The following is a 16,372-nucleotide window of genomic DNA, read 5'->3' as shown; positions in this document are numbered from 1 at the left end:
AAGGGGGGCAGGAGCGTCAGGCCCCGCAGGGCCTGGGGTAGGCTAATAAGCAGCAGAAGGCAGCAGCAGTTAAGGGGAGATAGGTAACCCTGACCGATATTACCGCGAGTAATAATACACGACATCATAGCGCGTGACGGGATCCGTGATCGGGCCATTGCTGGCCACAAATGTAGGCGTGCGAACCCGCAGGGTGTGCGCCGTCAGTTCCTCTACCCGGCTGATGATGCCATCCTGGGCGAGAAGCGTGTTCTGCGCGGGGTCGTAGGTGTAGAAGGGTGCAACGATCGAGGAGCTGGCCCAGGAGTGCCGACTGACTTTGGTGCCCTGGGCCACCAGGTAGTGGGATTCGGGCCTGATCCCGGGAACCGGCTGAGGCAGCAGCGTGCCCTGGGCGCTGTAGGTCTCGCTGCGTTCATAGTCCCAGCGACCTTCCAGGGTGGGCGCGGCCGCTTCTTTATCACAGGCGGTGGCCAGCAGCGCCAGGCTCAGCGTCAGGAGGGATAAGCTTTTGGTCATGGGTGGAAAGTTAAAGTGATGCGGCAAGTGGAAATAGGAATAGGGCCTGGGCCTTGCCAGGCCGGACTACCGGGTATAGTAAATAGTGTACTCCTCGCGCTGGCGCGCGGTGGAGCCCACGATAAAGCGGTAGTCCGTGCGCTGGTGTAAGGTGAGGCGGGAGGACGTCAGCTGCTGAATTGTCCAGCGCTCGGGTCCGGCCCAGAGCGTATCCGCCCGGCGGCGGTAGGGCATCCAGCTGCGCAGACCCGAAAACTTATGGTAGAGGGTATCGGCGGTAAAGGTCAAGGATTGCCCACTGAAGGGACCGGGGCTTCGAAGAAGGGTCAGGCGCTCGAGCAGGTGATTCTGTTCGTCGTAGGTAGCCCGTTCCTTGTGCTCATATTCCCAGCGGCCCAGCAGCGAGCTTTCCGGTTCAGGAGTCTGGGCATCCTTGCCACAAGCGGTGGTGAGCAACAGAAGTAGCAGGGGGTAAAGGCGGGGCATAATCTAATGGCAAACGGTAGTATCACTTCTTCACTGAGCTCGCTGTCAACGAAATGAGTTGCGCAGCAAGAGTCGCGCAAGCTACCACAATACAGGTTGCCTCCATATGCCTTAGCCCGGCCAGCAACCTTGTTTATTGCCCACCCTAGGCCCGCCCGTATGCCCGGTGGCGTTGACCCGTCGGGGCAGAAAGTAGCGACTAAATCATGCCGCAGGTAGAAGCTACCTACGCTTCAAGAACTCGGCGCCACGGAGGGTGCCTAGCTTAACGGCGAAGAAGGGCTTCTGGTCCCGGTACCCCTTCTTTATGAAGGCGCCCGCTTTGCGGCAGCGCGCCTCGGCAGACGCCTTCTTCCAGGGCCCGGCAAGAAAGCACCCTTATTTCATAGCTTCCAGCTCGGTTAGCAACTGCTGGTTAAGCAGGGTATACTCGGCTTTGACTACTTCGTCCTTATCGGCTTTAATCCATTTCAGGGATTGCCGGACCGCCGCGGTTGCTTCTTTCTTTTTACCCTGTTTCTGCAGCAGCCGGGCTTTCCAATAATAGCCTTCGTACTGGTCGCTGGGGCTGGCCAGGTGCGCTTTCAGGAACTCATCCAGCCAGCCGACGGCGGGGGCCAGGTCAGGCTGGTTGGAATTGTAGTAGTAGAGCGCCGCCGTGAAATAGGGTTTTTGCTTACCCTGCATCGCTTCCTGAATCTGGCGTAAAATCAGTTGCTCCGAGGTTGCGCGCAAGGGAATGCGGACCTGCGTTCGCTCCCAGCTCAGGGTGAGGTCTGCGGTAGCAAGGCCCAGGTTTTCCAGCATAAGCAGCAGGCTTTCCTGGGATTCGGCCAGCGGGGTGGCGGGGGCAGTAAAGCGCACGACGTCCAGCTGCGGTTGGTATTCATACGCCCCCCACTGGGCCGTGTCGCGGTTGAGAATAATGGTCCAGTCGGCCTTGTTGGGGATGGTGAACAGCGAGTAGGTGCCGGCGGGCACGGCCTGACCACCCAGCAGCACTGCTTCCCCGAAGCGAATTTTGGTGGCTCGGTTGGCGCCCGTGCGCCAGACCTGGCCGTAGGGAACCAGTCCCCCAAAAGCGGTGCGCCCCTTAAGCGAGGGCCGGCCGTAGCTTAACTCCACAAAGGAGGTGGAAAAAGCGTGGCGCATCGTAACTGCCGGGCTCGCCGGCGGCACCGTAAGCTTGGTTTGGGCGGGGGCGCTCCCGGCAGCCAAGAGGAACAGGGCGGCCAGCAGCCCGGGCAAGAGTTGTCTCATGGCCCTAAATATAGGCGGCAGGGGCGGGCCCCTGCTGCCCCTGCGCCCAACGGATGATGGGGGCGGGGCAGGCTCCCGGCAAAGCCGCGGGCGTATTGCTGTATTTTGGATACGCCCGGGAAAGGCCACCCGCTGCGGACAAGGCGGCAGAGCCCGCGCTCAATTTCGAGATGCAGCAATGATGCATCTCGAAATATAATCTATCTTCGCGCTTCATTATTTGGGTACAGAGGGCGTGCAGAATTGGCATAGAACCGTTGCTTGGGGACTTATCGTCCTGCTGATTCGGGTGTTTACCCCGGAAGCAGCCGTGCTGCGCCTGCACCTGCACGACCATACGGCCGATCAGCCAGCCCTGGCCCTGGCCTCAAAAACGGGCCACAAGGCCGTGCTGTCAACGGAGCACCAGCATTGCCACGTTGAGCAGTTTTACGATGCGCCGTTCCAGCCCGCCCTGCCCGTTTGCTGGAGCGCGCCCGAGCGCCTACGTGCCTTTGCCACCTACCGGCCGCAGGCTCCCATCTGCCGGGCCTCCCACTTGCTGGATGGGGCCAGCCTGCGCGGCCCCCCGACCGGCCGCGCGTAAGCTTTTTCCTGGCCGTCCGGGCGGCGGGACAACTCCCCAGTACGCGCTGCCTTCGCATGCCCGTTGGCTGGCCACGGCTGCCCACGCGCTCCGCCGCGCCGGGGCAGCGGCGGCTACCTGCGCCCGGGGGCGGCCGCTTCCGGCTGCGGGGCGGGAAGCCGGCGCTGGCGCGGCAAGTCACGCCTTTTTCAGGTCAACCGTAGCGGCCCCGTGATACCGGCCCGGCCGCCTTAGCCGGCCGCCATCCCTTTTGTTTTTTGGACTTCAACCCGCCCCAGTGCTTTGCTGCCCGGGGCCGGGCATGCCTGCTTTTCATGCACCGACTTCTTCTGTTTCTGCTGCTGCTCCAGCCCGTGCTGGGAGCGGGGCAATCCCTTACGGGGCACATTGAGGGCCACGTAAAAAGCCTAAACGGCTCCGGCCTGGATGGCATTTCCATTCTGGAATCCACCGGCCGCTTTTCCGCTCTTAGCGGGGCCGACGGACACTTTTTCCTGGCCCTGCCCCCGGGCGAATACACCCTGATCACCCGCAGCCTTAGCCACCAGGAAGCCCGCCGCGCCGTAGTGCTGAGCGCGGAAAGCCCCACGGTAACCGTGGATTTTGTTTTGTCGCCCACCACCACGGCCCTGCAGGAAGTAGAGGTGCTCGGCCGCAAGGAAACCACTTACAAAAGCGAGTACAGCTTGGTGGGCACCAAAACGGCTACCCGCCCACTTGACGTGCCGCAATCTATCTCGACCGTGACCAAGGAGCTGATGGAGGACCGCCAGGCCCTGCGCTTACCCGAAGTCGTGAAAAACGTGACGGGCGTCACGCAGTATTCGCATTACGACGACCTTACCATCCGGGGCTTCCGCAACGGCTACGAGAGCGGCTTCCGGCTGCTGAATGGCCTGCGCTCGGGCTTCAGCTACGGCAACTCGTTTACCCAGGCCCCGCTCACGGTAAACCTGGAGCGGGTGGAAATCCTCAAGGGCCCCGGGGCGGCCCTCTACGGCGATATCAACCCCGGCGGGACGGTGAACATGGTCACCAAAAAGCCGCTGGACGTGGCCCGGCAGGCCGTCTCCTTCTCCACCGGCAGCTATAACACCATGCGGGCCACGGCCGACCTGACGGGCCCGCTTACCGAGCAGAAAAACGTGCTCTTCCGCTTCAACACGGGGTTTGAGAAGTCCAATACGTTTCGCCGCGTGAATGACACGCGCTCGCTGATGGTAGCGCCCACCGTCACGTTTCGGCCCACCGACAAAACCACGCTTAACGCCGAGCTGGTGTACACCCACATCGACGGCTACCTTGACCGGGGCCTGCCCATCCGCGGCGGGGACCTGTACGCCCTGCCCCGCTCGTTTACGCTCAGCCAGCCCAGCGACTATTTCCGCACCAGCACCTACTACCTGAACGCCTCCCTAAACCACCGCTTTACCAACTGGCTCTCGTTTAACGCCTCCTACCTCGACTTCACTTACCGGGAGGACCTAAGTGAGCACCGCACCCTGAACTCCTACGCCGACGCGCCGGCCAACACGGTGATGAACCTGCGCTACTTTGACCGCCGGGCCGAGGAGTACACCAAGAACCTGGCGTCCTACTTTGTGCTGACCGCGGCCACCGGTCCGGTGCAGCACAAGGTGGTAACGGGCGTGGACTATATCCGCTTTACCACCGACCCGCAGAGCACCATGTTCGAGGCCCGGCGCAAGCTGGTGGATGGCGTGGCAACGCCCCTGACCTTCGATCTGAAAAATCCCCGGTACGAAATTCAGGACCCCACCACGTATGTGCGCCGGCCCCTGCCGCAGTTTTTCGTTGATTACCTGAACGCGGTCTACCATACCACCGGCCTCTACGTGCAGGACCAGCTGGCGGTGACGCCGCGCCTGAGCCTACTGCTGGGCGCGCGCTACGAGCTGTTTGCCGATGAGCGCGACTACGGCAACGGCGCGCAAACCATTCCGCAGCGCCGCCTGCTGCCCCGGGCCGGCCTGACCTACGTGCTCCGGGATAATCTCAACTATTTTGCCTCCTACAGCGCCGGCTTCCGGCCGCTCAAGCCGGAGTTTCTGCGCTCCCCGGAGCGCTACGGCCGCAGCACCCCCTTCGCTACGGAAACCAGCTACCAGGTGGAAACCGGCCTGAAGGGTGAGTTTTTCAACAGGGGTTTGCTGGCTACGGTGGCCGCCTACCAGATTGTAAAGCGCAACCAGCTGGTGCCCACCAATGACCTGATGCCCGACGGCACGACGGTGTACCGCCAGAACGACCTGGTCCGCTCGCGCGGGGCCGAGCTGGAGCTGACCGGCAACCTGCTCTCCACCCTGAACCTGAACGCCACCTATGCCTTCAACCACTCCCAGGTGCTGGATGCGGCCCTGCCGGTGGAGGAAGGCCAGCCCCTGGCAAATTCGCCCCGCCACTCGGCCGGCCTCTGGACCAAGTACACCTTCGTGACGCCCACGCTGCGCGGGGTGGGCCTGGCCCTGGGCGGCAACTACGTGGACCGGCGTCGCACTGAAAACCAGGTGCAGAACACCACCACCGGTGAAAGCTACTGGGCCCACTGGCCGAGCTACACGACGCTGGATGCGGCCCTGTTCTACACCACCGGCAAGTTCAGCTGCCACCTGAACGTGAACAACCTGCTGGATACCTACTACTTCGTCGGCGGCTACGATTTTTTCCGGGCCAGCCCCGGCGCCCCCCGCCACTTCATGGCCACGCTGGGCTACTCGTTTTAATGGTTTGCCTTCCTATTCCGCTTTCCCAACCACATGACTTACCTACTTGAAGCCCGGGAGCTGCGCAAGCAGTACGCCGGCAAGCTGGCCCTGCGCGGGCTAAACCTGCAGATTGCCCCGGGCGAAATCTTCTGCCTGCTGGGCCAGAACGGGGCGGGCAAATCCACCACCATCAACCTGTTTCTGGGGTTTGTGCAGCCCACCTCGGGCGCGGCCTTCGTGAACGGGCTGGAAGTGGCCGCCCAGCCGCTGGCAATCAAAAAGCACCTGGCTTACATCCCGGAAAATGTGATGCTCTACCCCCACCTGACGGGCCTGGAAAACCTGGCTTTGTTTAGCAGTCTGGCCGGCTATAAGTATCCGGAACGGGAGCTGCGCACCTACCTGCTCGACGCCGGCCTGCCGGCCGAGGCTGCGGCGCGCCGGGTGGGCACTTACTCCAAGGGCATGCGCCAGAAGGTGGGTATTGCCATTGCTGTGGCCAAACGTGCCCAGGTGCTGCTGCTCGACGAGCCCACCTCCGGCCTGGACCCCAAGGCCAGCAACGAGTTTTCGGAGCTGCTGCGCCGGCTCAGCGGCGAGGGCACGGCCGTGCTCATGGCCACCCACGACATTTTCCGGGCCAAGCAGGTGGGCACCCGCGTGGGCATCATGCGCGAGGGCGAGCTGGTGGACGTGCGCCCCACCACCGCCCTGAACGCCCAGGAGCTGGAGCAGCTCTACCTCACCTACATGCACTAAAAAGATGATACGAAGCATTGCTCAAAAAGAATTCGTGAGTGTCCGGCGCGACCGGCGCTTTGCGGTGCTCAGTGCGCTGGTGCTTGTACTGCTGCTGACTGCCACCCTGGTGGGGCGCGCCAGTTTCCGCGCCTTGCAGCAGGAGCGGCAAACGGCCCAAGGCACGGTAAACGAGCAGTTTCGCAACCAGCCGGCCCGGCACCCGCACCGGGTGGCCCACTACGGCTCGTTTGCCTTCCGGCCCAAATCGGGACTGAGTTTGCTCGATGGCGGGGTAGACTCCTTCACGGGCAGCGCCGTCTACCTGGAGGCCCACCAGCAGAACAGCGTTAACTTCAGCCAGGCCCAGCAGTCGGGCTCCCTGATTCGGTTCGGGGAGATGACCGTGGCCTTTGTGCTGCAGCTGCTGGTGCCGCTGCTCATCATTTTCCTGTGCTTCGGGGCCTTTACCCAGGAGCGCGAAACCGGCACGCTGCGCCTGCTGCTGAGCCAGGGCATAAGTTTGCGGCAGGTTGCCTGGGGCAAGATTGTGGGCTACAGTCAGGCCGTGGCGCTGGTGGTGGCCCCGGCCCTGGGGCTGGCGGCAGTGCTGCTGTTTACGGGCGAGGAGTTTGCCTCCAATGCCGATCTGGGGGCCCGCCTGGCCCTGTTCGGGCTCAGCTACGCGGTCTACTTTTTCCTGGTGGTGGTGGGCTCGGTGGTGGTGTCGGCCGTGCAAAGCAGCTCCCGCTCGGCCCTGGTTACCCTGCTCGGCCTCTGGATCCTGGGCGGCATTATTCTGCCTAAAGCCACGGCCAACCTGGGGGCTACGCTTTACCCCACCATCAGCAAGGCCCAGCTTGATGCCGACGTGCACGAGCAGGCCCAGCACGGCATTGACGGCCACGACCCGCACGACCAGCGCGCGGCGGCCCTGAAAGCCGCCCTGCTGCAACAGTACGGGGTTGACTCCGAGGACAAGCTGCCCGTGAGTGTAGCCGGGGTACAGCTGGCAGCCGGGGAAGAGTATTCGGCCAAGGTGTACCAGCAGCACTTCGCCGCTCTGAACGCCACCTTTGAGCGCCAGAACCGCCTCTCGGAATGGGCCGGCCTGCTCAACCCCTACCAGGCCATCCGGCCCCTGTCAATGGGGTTGGCGGGCTCTGATTTTGCCCACTCCGTGCACTTCCAGCAGGCCGCCGAAGCCTACCGCTACGCCCTGGTGCAGCGCCTCAACGGCCTGCAGGCCGGGATGGGCTACGGCGACAAGGAGCGCCGCCTCGACGCCCACACCTGGCGGAAGCTGCCGGTTTTCAGCTACCAAGCCCCGCCGCTGGGCTGGGCGCTGCCGCGCCTGCTGCTGCCAGGGGCGGCCCTGCTGCTCTGGGCCGGGGGCTTGTGCGGGCTGGGACTGGGCCTGATTTCCAATTCCACTGACTTATAGACTGATGCGCATATTCTGGATTTTGTTTGCGGCCGAGGGGCGGCATTTTCGCGCCGCCCGCGGCCTGGTGCTGCTGTGCGGGCTGCTGCTGGCCTCCGGCCTCTACGGTATTTACTACGGCACCACCGAAATAAACCGGCAGCGCCAGCAGCTGGCGGCCCTGCCCGAGCTCACCCGCCGCAACGTGGCCGAGCTGCAGGAAAAATTTCCCGGCTCCGCCGACGCCGGCGATATCGGCTACTACCACGCCACCTTCGCCGTCCACCACCCCGATCCGTGGGCGGCCCTTTCGCTGGGCCTGCGCGACGTGAACCCGAGCTACGTGAAGCTGCGCCTGCTGGGGCTGCACAACCAGCTCTACGCCACCGACAATGCCAACCCCCTGAAGCTGCTCAGCGGTAACTTTGACCTGGCCTTTGTGCTGGTGTATCTGCTGCCGTTGCTCATCATTGCCCTGGGCTTCAACCTGCTCTCGGCCGAGCGGGAGGAAGGCATCCTGCCGCTGCTGCTGGCCCAGCCCATTGGGGCGGCTGCGGTGGTGGGAGCCAAGCTGGCCTTTCGCCTCGCCCTGGTGCTGGGGCTGGCGGGGCTGCTTTCTGTGGTTGGCATGCTGTGGGCCGGCGTGCCCTTGGACTCCCGGGTGGCTACCTGGCTGACTCTCACGCTGCTGTATTGTCTGTTCTGGTTTGGCGTGGTGCTGGTTGTCACGGCCTGGCAGCGTACCTCGGCGGTGAATGCCGTGGCTCTGCTGGGCGGGTGGCTGCTGGTAGTAGTGCTGGTGCCCAGCCTGCTAAACCTGGGTGTGGCTGCCGCCCGCCCCGTGCCCCAGGGCCTGGAGCTGACCATCAAGCAGCGCGAGCAGATTCATGCCGGCTGGGACCAGCCCAAAACCCAGACCATGAACCGTTTTTTTGCCCTCTACCCGCAGTGGCGCGACACAACTACCATCCGGGAGCGGTTTGCGTGGCGCTGGTACTACGCCTTCCAGCACCTGGGCGACCAGGCCGTGGCCCCGCAGGCCGCCGCCTACGCCCGCGGCCTGCAGGCGCGCTACGATTTAGTGGAGCAGCTCAACCTGCTTTCCCCGGCCATCAACGTCCAAAGCTCCTTTAACGCCCTGGCCGGCTCCGACTTACCCACCCACCTGGCCTTTCAGCGCAGCGCCACCCGCTACCACGACTCGCTGCGGGCCTTTTACTATCCCTTTCTGTTTCGGAAGGTAGAGTTCACCCACGCCGACTACGCCCGCGAGCCGACGCACACGTTTACCGGCCAGCCCGAACTCGCCACTGCCGTCCGCGGCCTGAGCAAGCTGCTGCTGAGCGTAGGGGCCCTCTACGTGCTCGGCGCCGGCCTGCTGCGGGTGCGCGGCATTTCGCCGCGCTGAGCGGGTTTTTTCTTCTTCCTTTCCTACTGCGTATGGTATTTCGGTTCTGGCTGCTGGCCGCACTGCTCGCCGTTGCCCCCCTGCTGGCCGCGGCTGCGCGCCCGCCTTTTCAGTTTAATGGGATGCGTATTGCCCCCGGCCAGCGGCTTTCAACGTTGCTGCGGGTTGCGGCGGGCAGCGACAGCACCGTCATACCCGTCACGGTGTTTCATGGTCGGCAGCCCGGGCCGGTGCTGGGCATTATTGCCGGCGTGCATGGCTACGAGTATCCCCCCATCCTGGCGGCTCAACAACTGGCCCGGGAACTAAACCCGGCCCAGCTACGGGGAACGGTGCTGCTGGTGCACCTGGCCAACGTACCCGGCTTTCTGGGCCGGCGCATCCAAGTCAACCCCCAGGACAACAAAAACCTGAACCGCGTTTTTCCGGGCCACCCCGGCGGCACCATCACCGAACGGCTCGCCTGGCGGCTCAGCACTGATGTCATCGGCCGCTGCACCCACGTGATTGACGTGCATGCCGGTGACGCCCACGACGACTTGCGGCCCTACGCCGGGTATTACCATTACTTCGACACCCCTGAGCTTTCGGAAAAGGGGCGGCAGATGGCCCTGGCGCTGGGCTTTCCCTACGTCGTGCAGTTCGGCAACGAGGCCAGCCTGGAGAACCAGCCCGTCCTCTACTGCTCCCGCGAAGCCATCAAGCGCGGCATCCCCGCCGTCGATATTGAGTGCGGCCGCTACGGCCTGCCGGAGCAGGAAATGGTGCGCACCATCAAGCAGGCCCTCTACCGCCTGCTCGGCCACTTGGCCATGGCGGGCGAGGCATCCCCCGCCCCCGCGTCGCTGCTGATTGCCCGGCGGACCACCATCACCAGTGAGCACACGGGCTTTTTCTTTCCGCTGGTAAAGGCCGGGGAGCTGGTTTACAAGGGCCGCAAGCTGGGCTACGTTACGGACCTGTTTGGCACCCCCCTGGCCGAGGTGATTTCCCCCGTCCCGGGGGTGGTCCTCTACATGACGGCCACGCCGCCCATCAGCCGGGGAGAAAGCTTGTTCAGCATCGGGCAGGTGCTTTTGCCGGACTAGCACCCAATGTAGGGACGGGCGCTGGTGGCTGGGTGCCAGGTGCCAGTACTGTTTGGGGGCAGAGTAGCCGCGGGGAGGGCTTCTAAAGCGGGGCCGGCAAACTGCTAAGGCAAAAAGTCTGGGCCCGTTCAGGCATACCTCAACAATGCGGCACAGAATTGGCTGCATATGGTTTTCACCATATTCGCTACCCTATGAAAAAGCTTATCTGTCTGCTCGGGTTCTTCGTGTTAAGTAGCTGCCCGGTATGGGCGCAAGCCGACCAGCCCAGTGTTATCGTGGTGCGCACTATTGAGGTGGGCAATAAGCTGTTCGTGTATACTGCTCGGGGCGGCCAAAAAGCCGAGGTCCAGGAACTTAAATTTAAGCCGGGCAACTCCTTTGAGGAGGCCACGGCGCAGTACCAGCGCCTGATTGCCTTGTACATCGAGCAAGGCTATGCGCTGCAAAGCACCATGACCCTGGATAAAACCTATCCCAACAACACCTACATTTTTGTTAAAACCCCAAAGTCGTAACCCGCTATGAAAAAGCTTTTCTATGTTCTGGGCTTCCTGCTGCTGTGGAGTACCTGCCCGGTGCTGGCGCAGACCGAGCCCGATATTATCGTGGTGCATATCAATACTGCCGCGCGCAAGGTGGCCATTACCCGCGGGGAGGGCAAAACTGAAATTACGGAATTCCGGACGCGTTTTGGGACGGAGAAGTACTTGTCGGACGTGAACGAGGCCTATTACACCACCATCAAAAAGCTGCTCGGGGAGGGCTATGTCTTGCAGGAGCGCCTGGACTCGGTCCCCACTGCCTCCACTCTGCTGTTCGTCCGCCCCCCCAAGCCCTAACCACTATGAGAAAGCTGGTTTATCTGGTCAGCAGCCTGCTGCTGCTGACCAGTTCACCCGGGCGGGCGGCCGGAGAGGATCCGGCGGTCGTGGTGGTGCGGGTGTTTGAGCACAGCGGCACCGTGCGAGTAGTGATGATGCGGGGGCCGGATAAACCCGAGGTGGTTGAGTTTGAAGGGGGCACCGATGACGTGGCCGCCATTCTATCCGTGCGCGGCTACTATGCCATTTTTTCCCGGCTTCACCAGCAGGGATACGTGCTGCAATCCACTATTCCCGGAGCCTCGAGCGGGGCCGCCGCCATCAGCACGATGATCTTTGTCAAGGCCCCCAAGCCCGGACCAGGCGCCAAGCTTGACCCCGGCCAGGTAGGGGAGTAAAAAGATCCTCTGGTGCGCGTACTAATGACGCGGGCCCGCGGTAACTAAAGACCTAGGACGCTAGCTTTTCTATCAGGTAGGGCCGCCTGGTAGCTGGGTCGGGCCCGGGCCGAAGCGTGGCCCAGCCTAGGTATATGAGTGGGAAGCGTTGGCTCCTGGGTAGCCGTCGTACCGGAAGCCGGGTAGCGGGAGCCTCCCTCCGGCCTTACCACGCGACGCCCACCCGAAAGCCGACCGGCCAGTAAAAGCCACTGGCCCCGTAGTCACTCATGCCCCTATCGAAGTGGTTGCCGGGGAGCGTGGCCCGGGTGTGGGAGGTGCGCAGGCCCAGACCAAGGTACAGATCCAGAAACACCGGCAGGTCGGGCAGAAAAAACTGGTTGCCCACGACGGCGTTTAGGCCATACCGGTCTACGGTTTGCTGCTGGGGCCGCACCCGGTATTCGTAGTAGGCTAAGCCATTCGTGGCCACTTCGGCCTGCCAGCTGGGCGCCTGAAATTCCAGCTGGAAGTGCTGATACTGGGGGCCGTACCCCAGGTACAACCCTTCCAGGGCTGGCGTCATCTCCGGCAGGTACATACGGTGCTGCAGGGCCAGGCCATAGCCCCGCACCTGCGGGCGGCCCTCGCTTACAGCCGAGCTGATTTCCTGCACGGTGCCGTAGTAGAGCTGAGGGGTAAGGACGAGGGCCTGCCGCCGCGCCGGGCCCCACCGCTTTTCGACGCTTACCTGGTAGCCGCTCGCCAGCATCGGTACCAGATCAACCATCACCGTATGGGGCCGCGCGGCAGTAGGGCGCCCGGGCGGCCCCGGAGGCTGGGCCTGAGCCTCGGCCAGGCCGGCGCAAGCCACGCCCCACCCAAGGAGCCCGCAAGTAACTACACCCGGGCGCATCACTTGCTTGGCGTAATCGGCAGTTTGCTCAGGGGCGTGAGCACCCCCTTGCGGTACCGGTACTGGTAGAGCCCTCCGGGTCCGATTGCCAGCAGCTGGCCGCGGTGCGGGATAACGTCCGATACGTTCACGTCGAAGGTTTGCAGGGGCTTCAGCTCCGGAGTGTTCTGGGTGTCGAAGACTTTGAGCTGGTCTTTGTCGCAGACAAACAGCAGGGTGCTGTCGACTCCCAGCCCCAGCGGGTGCTGCATGGGGTAGGTGCGGGCCAGGCGCGGCTGGCTGAGGGTAGTCAGGTCAATGACTTGCAGCTGGTTGGGCCCGCCCCCGCAGGAGCGGCCGTCACGCAGGGTCACGTAGGCATACCGCTCGTCCACCACGACCGGGTCGCAACTCATCACGTGCTCATAAAAAGCCACCTGCTGGGGCTGGGCGGGCACGGAAGCATCAAAAATATACATGCCGCGCTGGGTACCCAGAAACAGGTAGGGCGGGCGCGGGTAGATGGTTTCAATGCCCAACCCGAGGGGTACCACCACCCCGCGGGCCGGGGCGGCGGGCGTGCTTAAGTTAAACAGACGCAGGCTCTGGTTATCAACCACGTAGAGGGTCTGGTTCAGCACCGTAAAGCGGGCCAGGGACCCGCCTTTCCCATCCGCGGCGGCCAGGTCGGCGCTGGCGGGCCTGGCGTCGCCATTGGCACTGCAGGCGCCCAGGCCGAGGGCCAGCAGGGCGGCGGCTACCGCCCGGGCAAGAAACGTTGAAAGTAAAGGCATAGGGCCAAGCGGCTAGAGGCTATAGTTTCTGCCAGCCTACCACGACGGCGTCGGCCGGGCGGTTTTGGGGCTGGTACTCCACCGGAATGTCGCCGTTTTCGGGCATGGCCAGCTCCGGAATGGCCTCTCTGAGCCGGTACAGTAGGCGAGCGGCCGGTGGGTTGGACAAATCAAACGTAAGCAAGTCGGAGCCACTGTCGGCGTACAGCAGCGCGCCCTTCATGGCCACATCCACGTTGCCCGGAATCCGCAAAAAGGCCACCGGCTGGGGGTGAGCCGGGTTTTCGTTGTTGATGATATGGATGCCCTCGTAGCGCTCGTTAATAAAGAGGTAGGGGTCGTGGAGGTAGATTTTGCCCGTATTGTGCAGGGGCTGCGGGGGCAGCACGGCCACGGCCTGCTCCAGCTGCGGGCGGGCCATGAGCAGGGGTTTGTAGCGGGGCAGGGGTATTCGCTCAACCGGGTCTATAATGGGGCAGGCCGAGAGGCTCAGCAGCAGGGTAGCCAGCAGCAGGGTAGCGTAGAATTTATGCATAGCAGCAGGGAAGCAGAGGCGCTATGGTCAGGAGCCCTGGCCACCGCGGAAAGGTTGCATAGCGATGCAGAGCTTTTCCTAATCCCACTCATCTAATATGCCGGGTTTGCAACTGCCCTGCTCGCCCTGGCTGGCGGGCTATCAGCGGCTGAGGGCAGGGGCCCGCAGTCCCAGTCGATGGCGCCGGAGAAACTCCCGCTGGGAGCTTTTCTTCCTGGGAGCTCCCCAGGCAAAAGCGAGGTGAGCCGGGGTGCTGTGCCACTGCTCGCGCGGACCGCGAAAGTTCTTCGGCAGGGGTTAGGTAATCTCCTCAGGGAGCTGCCAGTTCGTTTGCTCGGCCCAAGCCGTAGCGGCCTGGTAGAGCAAGTAAAAAACCGGTTCTTTCAGGTAGAGGTAGCCCGCGATGCTGCGGGGAAACACCGCGGCTGCCCGCTGCTTCAGCAGCCCGTACGCCTGGCGGGCGGCGGGCTGGGCCCGCAAATAGTCCCGCAGCAGCAGGGCAAAGCGGGTGTTAAACCGTCCGGCCTCACGCAGGTGCAGGTGCATGCGCCGCTCCCCCGGTGGTTCGCGCAGGTATTGCTTGCGCAGCTGGGGGGAGCCCTCGGGCAGATCGGCAAACTCGTCGTAGACGTACCCGGGCCGGAGCTGAAACCCCGCCTGGGTAAGCTGGTGGGTTAAAGCCTGGGTTTGCGAGAGGTCGGCCACGGTAAGCTGCACGTCCAGCACATCCTTGGCCGCCAGGCCCGGCACCGCCGTGGAGCCGATGTGATCCAGGCGCAGCAGCCAATTCCCGGCCAGCGCCGTGAGCTGCTGGGCCAGAATGGTATACTCCGCGGCCCAGCGGGGTTGGTAGGGCAGCAGGACTACCGGCCGGGATAAGGCAAAAGGGGGAGACTTTGACATGCCAGAAACACCTGCTAGGCTCTGGCGCGAAGATACGTATGGCCTGGCTGCGCGCAAGCAGAACTCCGGCCCTCTGGAAGACCCCTCAACTTTCCCACAGCCTGATGGGGCGGGTGGCTTGAGGGGCCCCTTGTTCGGTTTTGTAGCATTCTTGCCGTATGTTTTAACCAGCGGTAGTTCGACCGTTCAAGCACTGCATGAGAAAATTAGTTACCATTGGAGCAGGAGGGCTGCTCAGCCTGCTGGGCGTGTGGCTGGGCCGGCAGCTGCACTCACTTACAGCAGTACCCGCCCCGGCAGCCGCCGGGTCTGGGGGGGCGCTGGCAGGTAGCCTGGTGTTACTGCTGCTATGCGCCCTGCTGGCCATCGGTATTCACGAGCTGGGCCACGCCCTGCTGGGGCGCTGGCAGGGCTTTCAGCTGCAGTGGCTTACCGCGGGGCCGTTTCGCTGGCAGCGAGAGGGAACGCAGATTCGGTTGCGCTGGAATCCCAGCCTCTACGCCGCGGGGGGGCTGGTCGTGAGTGTCCCCACCGGTGACCACGACCTGCGCCGCCGCTACCTGTACTTTGTGGCGGGAGGCCCCTTGGCCAGCGTGCTGGGGGCCGGGCTGGGGCTAGGAAGCTACGCCCTGCTGCCACCCAGCGAGTCCGGCAGCCTGCTCGGCCTCAGCTTGGCCATGACCGGCGCCGTTTCCGGAGCCATGGCGCTGATGACCCTGCTGCCCCTGCGCCTGGGGGGAGCTCCCAGTGATGGGGCCCGCCTTCTGACCCTGCTGCAAGGAGGGGCGGCCAGCCACCTTGAACTGACCGTGCTGGCCGTCACCAGCCGCTCCGTGGCCGGCACCAGGCCCCGGGAACTGCCTTTAGCCGCGTTGCACTCGGCTCTTCCGCTGCCGGATGTCCTGGCCGGCAAGCCCTTTCTCTACCATTACCTATACCTGGCCGCCCTGGACGGGGGGCAGCTCGCTCTGGCGGAAGAGTACCTGCTGGCCTACCAGTCTCGGGTGCACCAGCTGCCGGCTGCCCTGCGGGAAACGGTCTGGCTGGAAGCTGCCTTTTTTGCCGCCGCCTTTTCCCATGATCTGGCCGCATCCCAAACGTTTCAGGGGCAGGCCGCTTCCTCCGCCTTAACGGCCCCGGATGCCGCCCTGCGCGTGTCCGCCGCCCAAGCGCGTCTGGGGGGAGATGCCCCCCAGGCCCGTGCGCAAGCCCAAGCTTGCCTGCGGGCTCTGGCCGGCAATACCGACCGGGGCAGCAGCGTATTTTACACCGAATGGCTGCACGACACCCTGGCCTGGGCTGCCCGGAAGGAAGCAAACTGAGCCAAAGTAGTGAGCCAGGGTACCAGGCTGGAAGCCGGGTGGTCCGGCTTCTAGCGTTCCTTTGCCATATTCGTTTTACCCGCGAAGTAGCCTTCGAGAGCCCAGGAGCGCACCACCCCGGGTCAGGCAGCTCGAATCACGGCGACCAGCTCGTCGGATCCGCCCCCTCCTGGCCGGCGGGGGCGGCCAGCGCCCAGCGCTACGAATCGCCTGGTTGGGTTAGGCCAGTGGCCGTACGGGCAGTCCCTGACTCCGTCAACTTTCTTGCTGCCGGAGAAAAGAGCGATTATCCCGGCGCTGGGTCAGTCGGGACGGCTCCCCAACCTTGCCCCCAGGCCTGCGTTAAACCTGTCAGCTCTGACTATCTGAGAATAGAGTTGAAAAGCTGTTTTCACCCGTGAGTTTATTGTAAAGCCTAGGTAAAAGCCATTTTCTCCCGGAGAAAGAGCAGCTGATTGAAGCTGGCGCCCGCCCTCAACAAGTACAGC

General features: G+C 63.6%; 17 protein-coding genes. 10 read left to right on the top strand and 7 right to left on the bottom strand.

Features of this window, described 5'->3' with window-relative positions:
- Positions 1 to 99: 99 nt before the first annotated feature.
- From ACYVGU_RS10655 to ACYVGU_RS10645, 3 genes are all read right to left on the bottom strand, one after another.
- Entirely contained in the window at positions 100 to 546 is a 447-nt protein-coding gene (locus tag ACYVGU_RS10655; protein WP_460622058.1) for a hypothetical protein, read from the bottom strand.
- Between the two features lie 39 nt (positions 547 to 585).
- Positions 586 to 1,005 carry a hypothetical protein gene (locus tag ACYVGU_RS10650; RefSeq protein WP_460622057.1) on the bottom strand — a complete coding sequence of 140 codons (420 nt, stop codon included), beginning with the start codon at positions 1,003 to 1,005 and terminating at the stop codon, positions 586 to 588.
- Between the two features lie 378 nt (positions 1,006 to 1,383).
- Positions 1,384 to 2,265 (bottom strand): DUF2911 domain-containing protein, encoded by an 882-nt coding sequence (locus ACYVGU_RS10645; protein ID WP_460622056.1) that lies wholly within the window; start codon positions 2,263 to 2,265, stop codon positions 1,384 to 1,386.
- 235 nt (positions 2,266 to 2,500) lie between these two features.
- Here ACYVGU_RS10645 and ACYVGU_RS10640 point away from each other — a divergent pair, with 235 nt between their 5' ends.
- The 9 genes from ACYVGU_RS10640 (at position 2,501) to ACYVGU_RS10600 (ending at position 11,456) form a co-directional block, all read left to right on the top strand.
- Positions 2,501 to 2,851 carry a hypothetical protein gene (locus ACYVGU_RS10640; protein WP_460622055.1) on the top strand — a complete coding sequence of 117 codons (351 nt, stop codon included), beginning with the start codon at positions 2,501 to 2,503 and terminating at the stop codon, positions 2,849 to 2,851.
- 314 nt (positions 2,852 to 3,165) lie between these two features.
- Entirely contained in the window at positions 3,166 to 5,595 is a 2,430-nt protein-coding gene (locus tag ACYVGU_RS10635) for a TonB-dependent siderophore receptor (protein WP_460622054.1), read from the top strand.
- A gap of 33 nt (positions 5,596 to 5,628) precedes the next feature.
- Positions 5,629 to 6,336 carry an ABC transporter ATP-binding protein gene (locus tag ACYVGU_RS10630; protein ID WP_460622053.1) on the top strand — a complete coding sequence of 236 codons (708 nt, stop codon included), beginning with the start codon at positions 5,629 to 5,631 and terminating at the stop codon, positions 6,334 to 6,336.
- A gap of 4 nt (positions 6,337 to 6,340) precedes the next feature.
- Positions 6,341 to 7,759 (top strand): ABC transporter permease, encoded by a 1,419-nt coding sequence (locus ACYVGU_RS10625; protein WP_460622052.1) that lies wholly within the window; start codon positions 6,341 to 6,343, stop codon positions 7,757 to 7,759.
- A gap of 4 nt (positions 7,760 to 7,763) precedes the next feature.
- Positions 7,764 to 9,146 (top strand): ABC transporter permease, encoded by a 1,383-nt coding sequence (locus tag ACYVGU_RS10620; protein ID WP_460622051.1) that lies wholly within the window; start codon positions 7,764 to 7,766, stop codon positions 9,144 to 9,146.
- Between the two features lie 32 nt (positions 9,147 to 9,178).
- Positions 9,179 to 10,234, top strand: coding sequence for a M14 family metallopeptidase (locus ACYVGU_RS10615; RefSeq protein ID WP_460622050.1), 1,056 nt, complete (start codon positions 9,179 to 9,181; stop codon positions 10,232 to 10,234).
- A gap of 194 nt (positions 10,235 to 10,428) precedes the next feature.
- Positions 10,429 to 10,752, top strand: a complete 324-nt coding sequence (locus tag ACYVGU_RS10610) for a hypothetical protein (protein ID WP_460622049.1) — start codon at positions 10,429 to 10,431, stop codon at positions 10,750 to 10,752.
- Positions 10,753 to 10,758: 6 nt separating this feature from the next.
- On the top strand, positions 10,759 to 11,076 hold the full coding sequence (locus tag ACYVGU_RS10605; RefSeq protein ID WP_460622048.1) for a hypothetical protein: 318 nt from the start codon (positions 10,759 to 10,761) through the stop codon (positions 11,074 to 11,076).
- A gap of 5 nt (positions 11,077 to 11,081) precedes the next feature.
- The gene (locus tag ACYVGU_RS10600) at positions 11,082 to 11,456 is read left to right on the top strand and encodes a hypothetical protein (RefSeq protein ID WP_460622047.1); all 375 of its coding nucleotides are present in this window, start codon (positions 11,082 to 11,084) and stop codon (positions 11,454 to 11,456) included.
- A 205-nt stretch (positions 11,457 to 11,661) separates the two neighbouring features.
- Here ACYVGU_RS10600 and ACYVGU_RS10595 read toward each other — a convergent pair whose 3' ends face one another.
- From ACYVGU_RS10595 to ACYVGU_RS10580, 4 genes are all read right to left on the bottom strand, one after another.
- Positions 11,662 to 12,309, bottom strand: coding sequence for a hypothetical protein (locus tag ACYVGU_RS10595; protein WP_460622046.1), 648 nt, complete (start codon positions 12,307 to 12,309; stop codon positions 11,662 to 11,664).
- A gap of 41 nt (positions 12,310 to 12,350) precedes the next feature.
- On the bottom strand, positions 12,351 to 13,124 hold the full coding sequence (locus tag ACYVGU_RS10590) for an LVIVD repeat-containing protein (RefSeq protein ID WP_460622045.1): 774 nt from the start codon (positions 13,122 to 13,124) through the stop codon (positions 12,351 to 12,353).
- A gap of 19 nt (positions 13,125 to 13,143) precedes the next feature.
- Positions 13,144 to 13,659: an LVIVD repeat-containing protein gene (locus ACYVGU_RS10585; RefSeq protein WP_460622044.1), complete on the bottom strand. Its 516-nt coding sequence runs from the start codon at positions 13,657 to 13,659 to the stop codon at positions 13,144 to 13,146.
- 297 nt (positions 13,660 to 13,956) lie between these two features.
- Positions 13,957 to 14,562, bottom strand: a complete 606-nt coding sequence (locus ACYVGU_RS10580; RefSeq protein WP_460622043.1) for a GrpB family protein — start codon at positions 14,560 to 14,562, stop codon at positions 13,957 to 13,959.
- Between the two features lie 197 nt (positions 14,563 to 14,759).
- Here ACYVGU_RS10580 and ACYVGU_RS10575 point away from each other — a divergent pair, with 197 nt between their 5' ends.
- The gene (locus ACYVGU_RS10575) at positions 14,760 to 15,884 is read left to right on the top strand and encodes a M50 family metallopeptidase (protein WP_460622042.1); all 1,125 of its coding nucleotides are present in this window, start codon (positions 14,760 to 14,762) and stop codon (positions 15,882 to 15,884) included.
- Positions 15,885 to 16,372 lie beyond the last annotated feature (488 nt).

The organism is Hymenobacter tenuis, assembly GCF_054780495.1.
The sequence above is the reverse complement of the archived record's forward strand: the minus strand, read 5'-3'. Positions and strand labels throughout refer to the sequence as shown.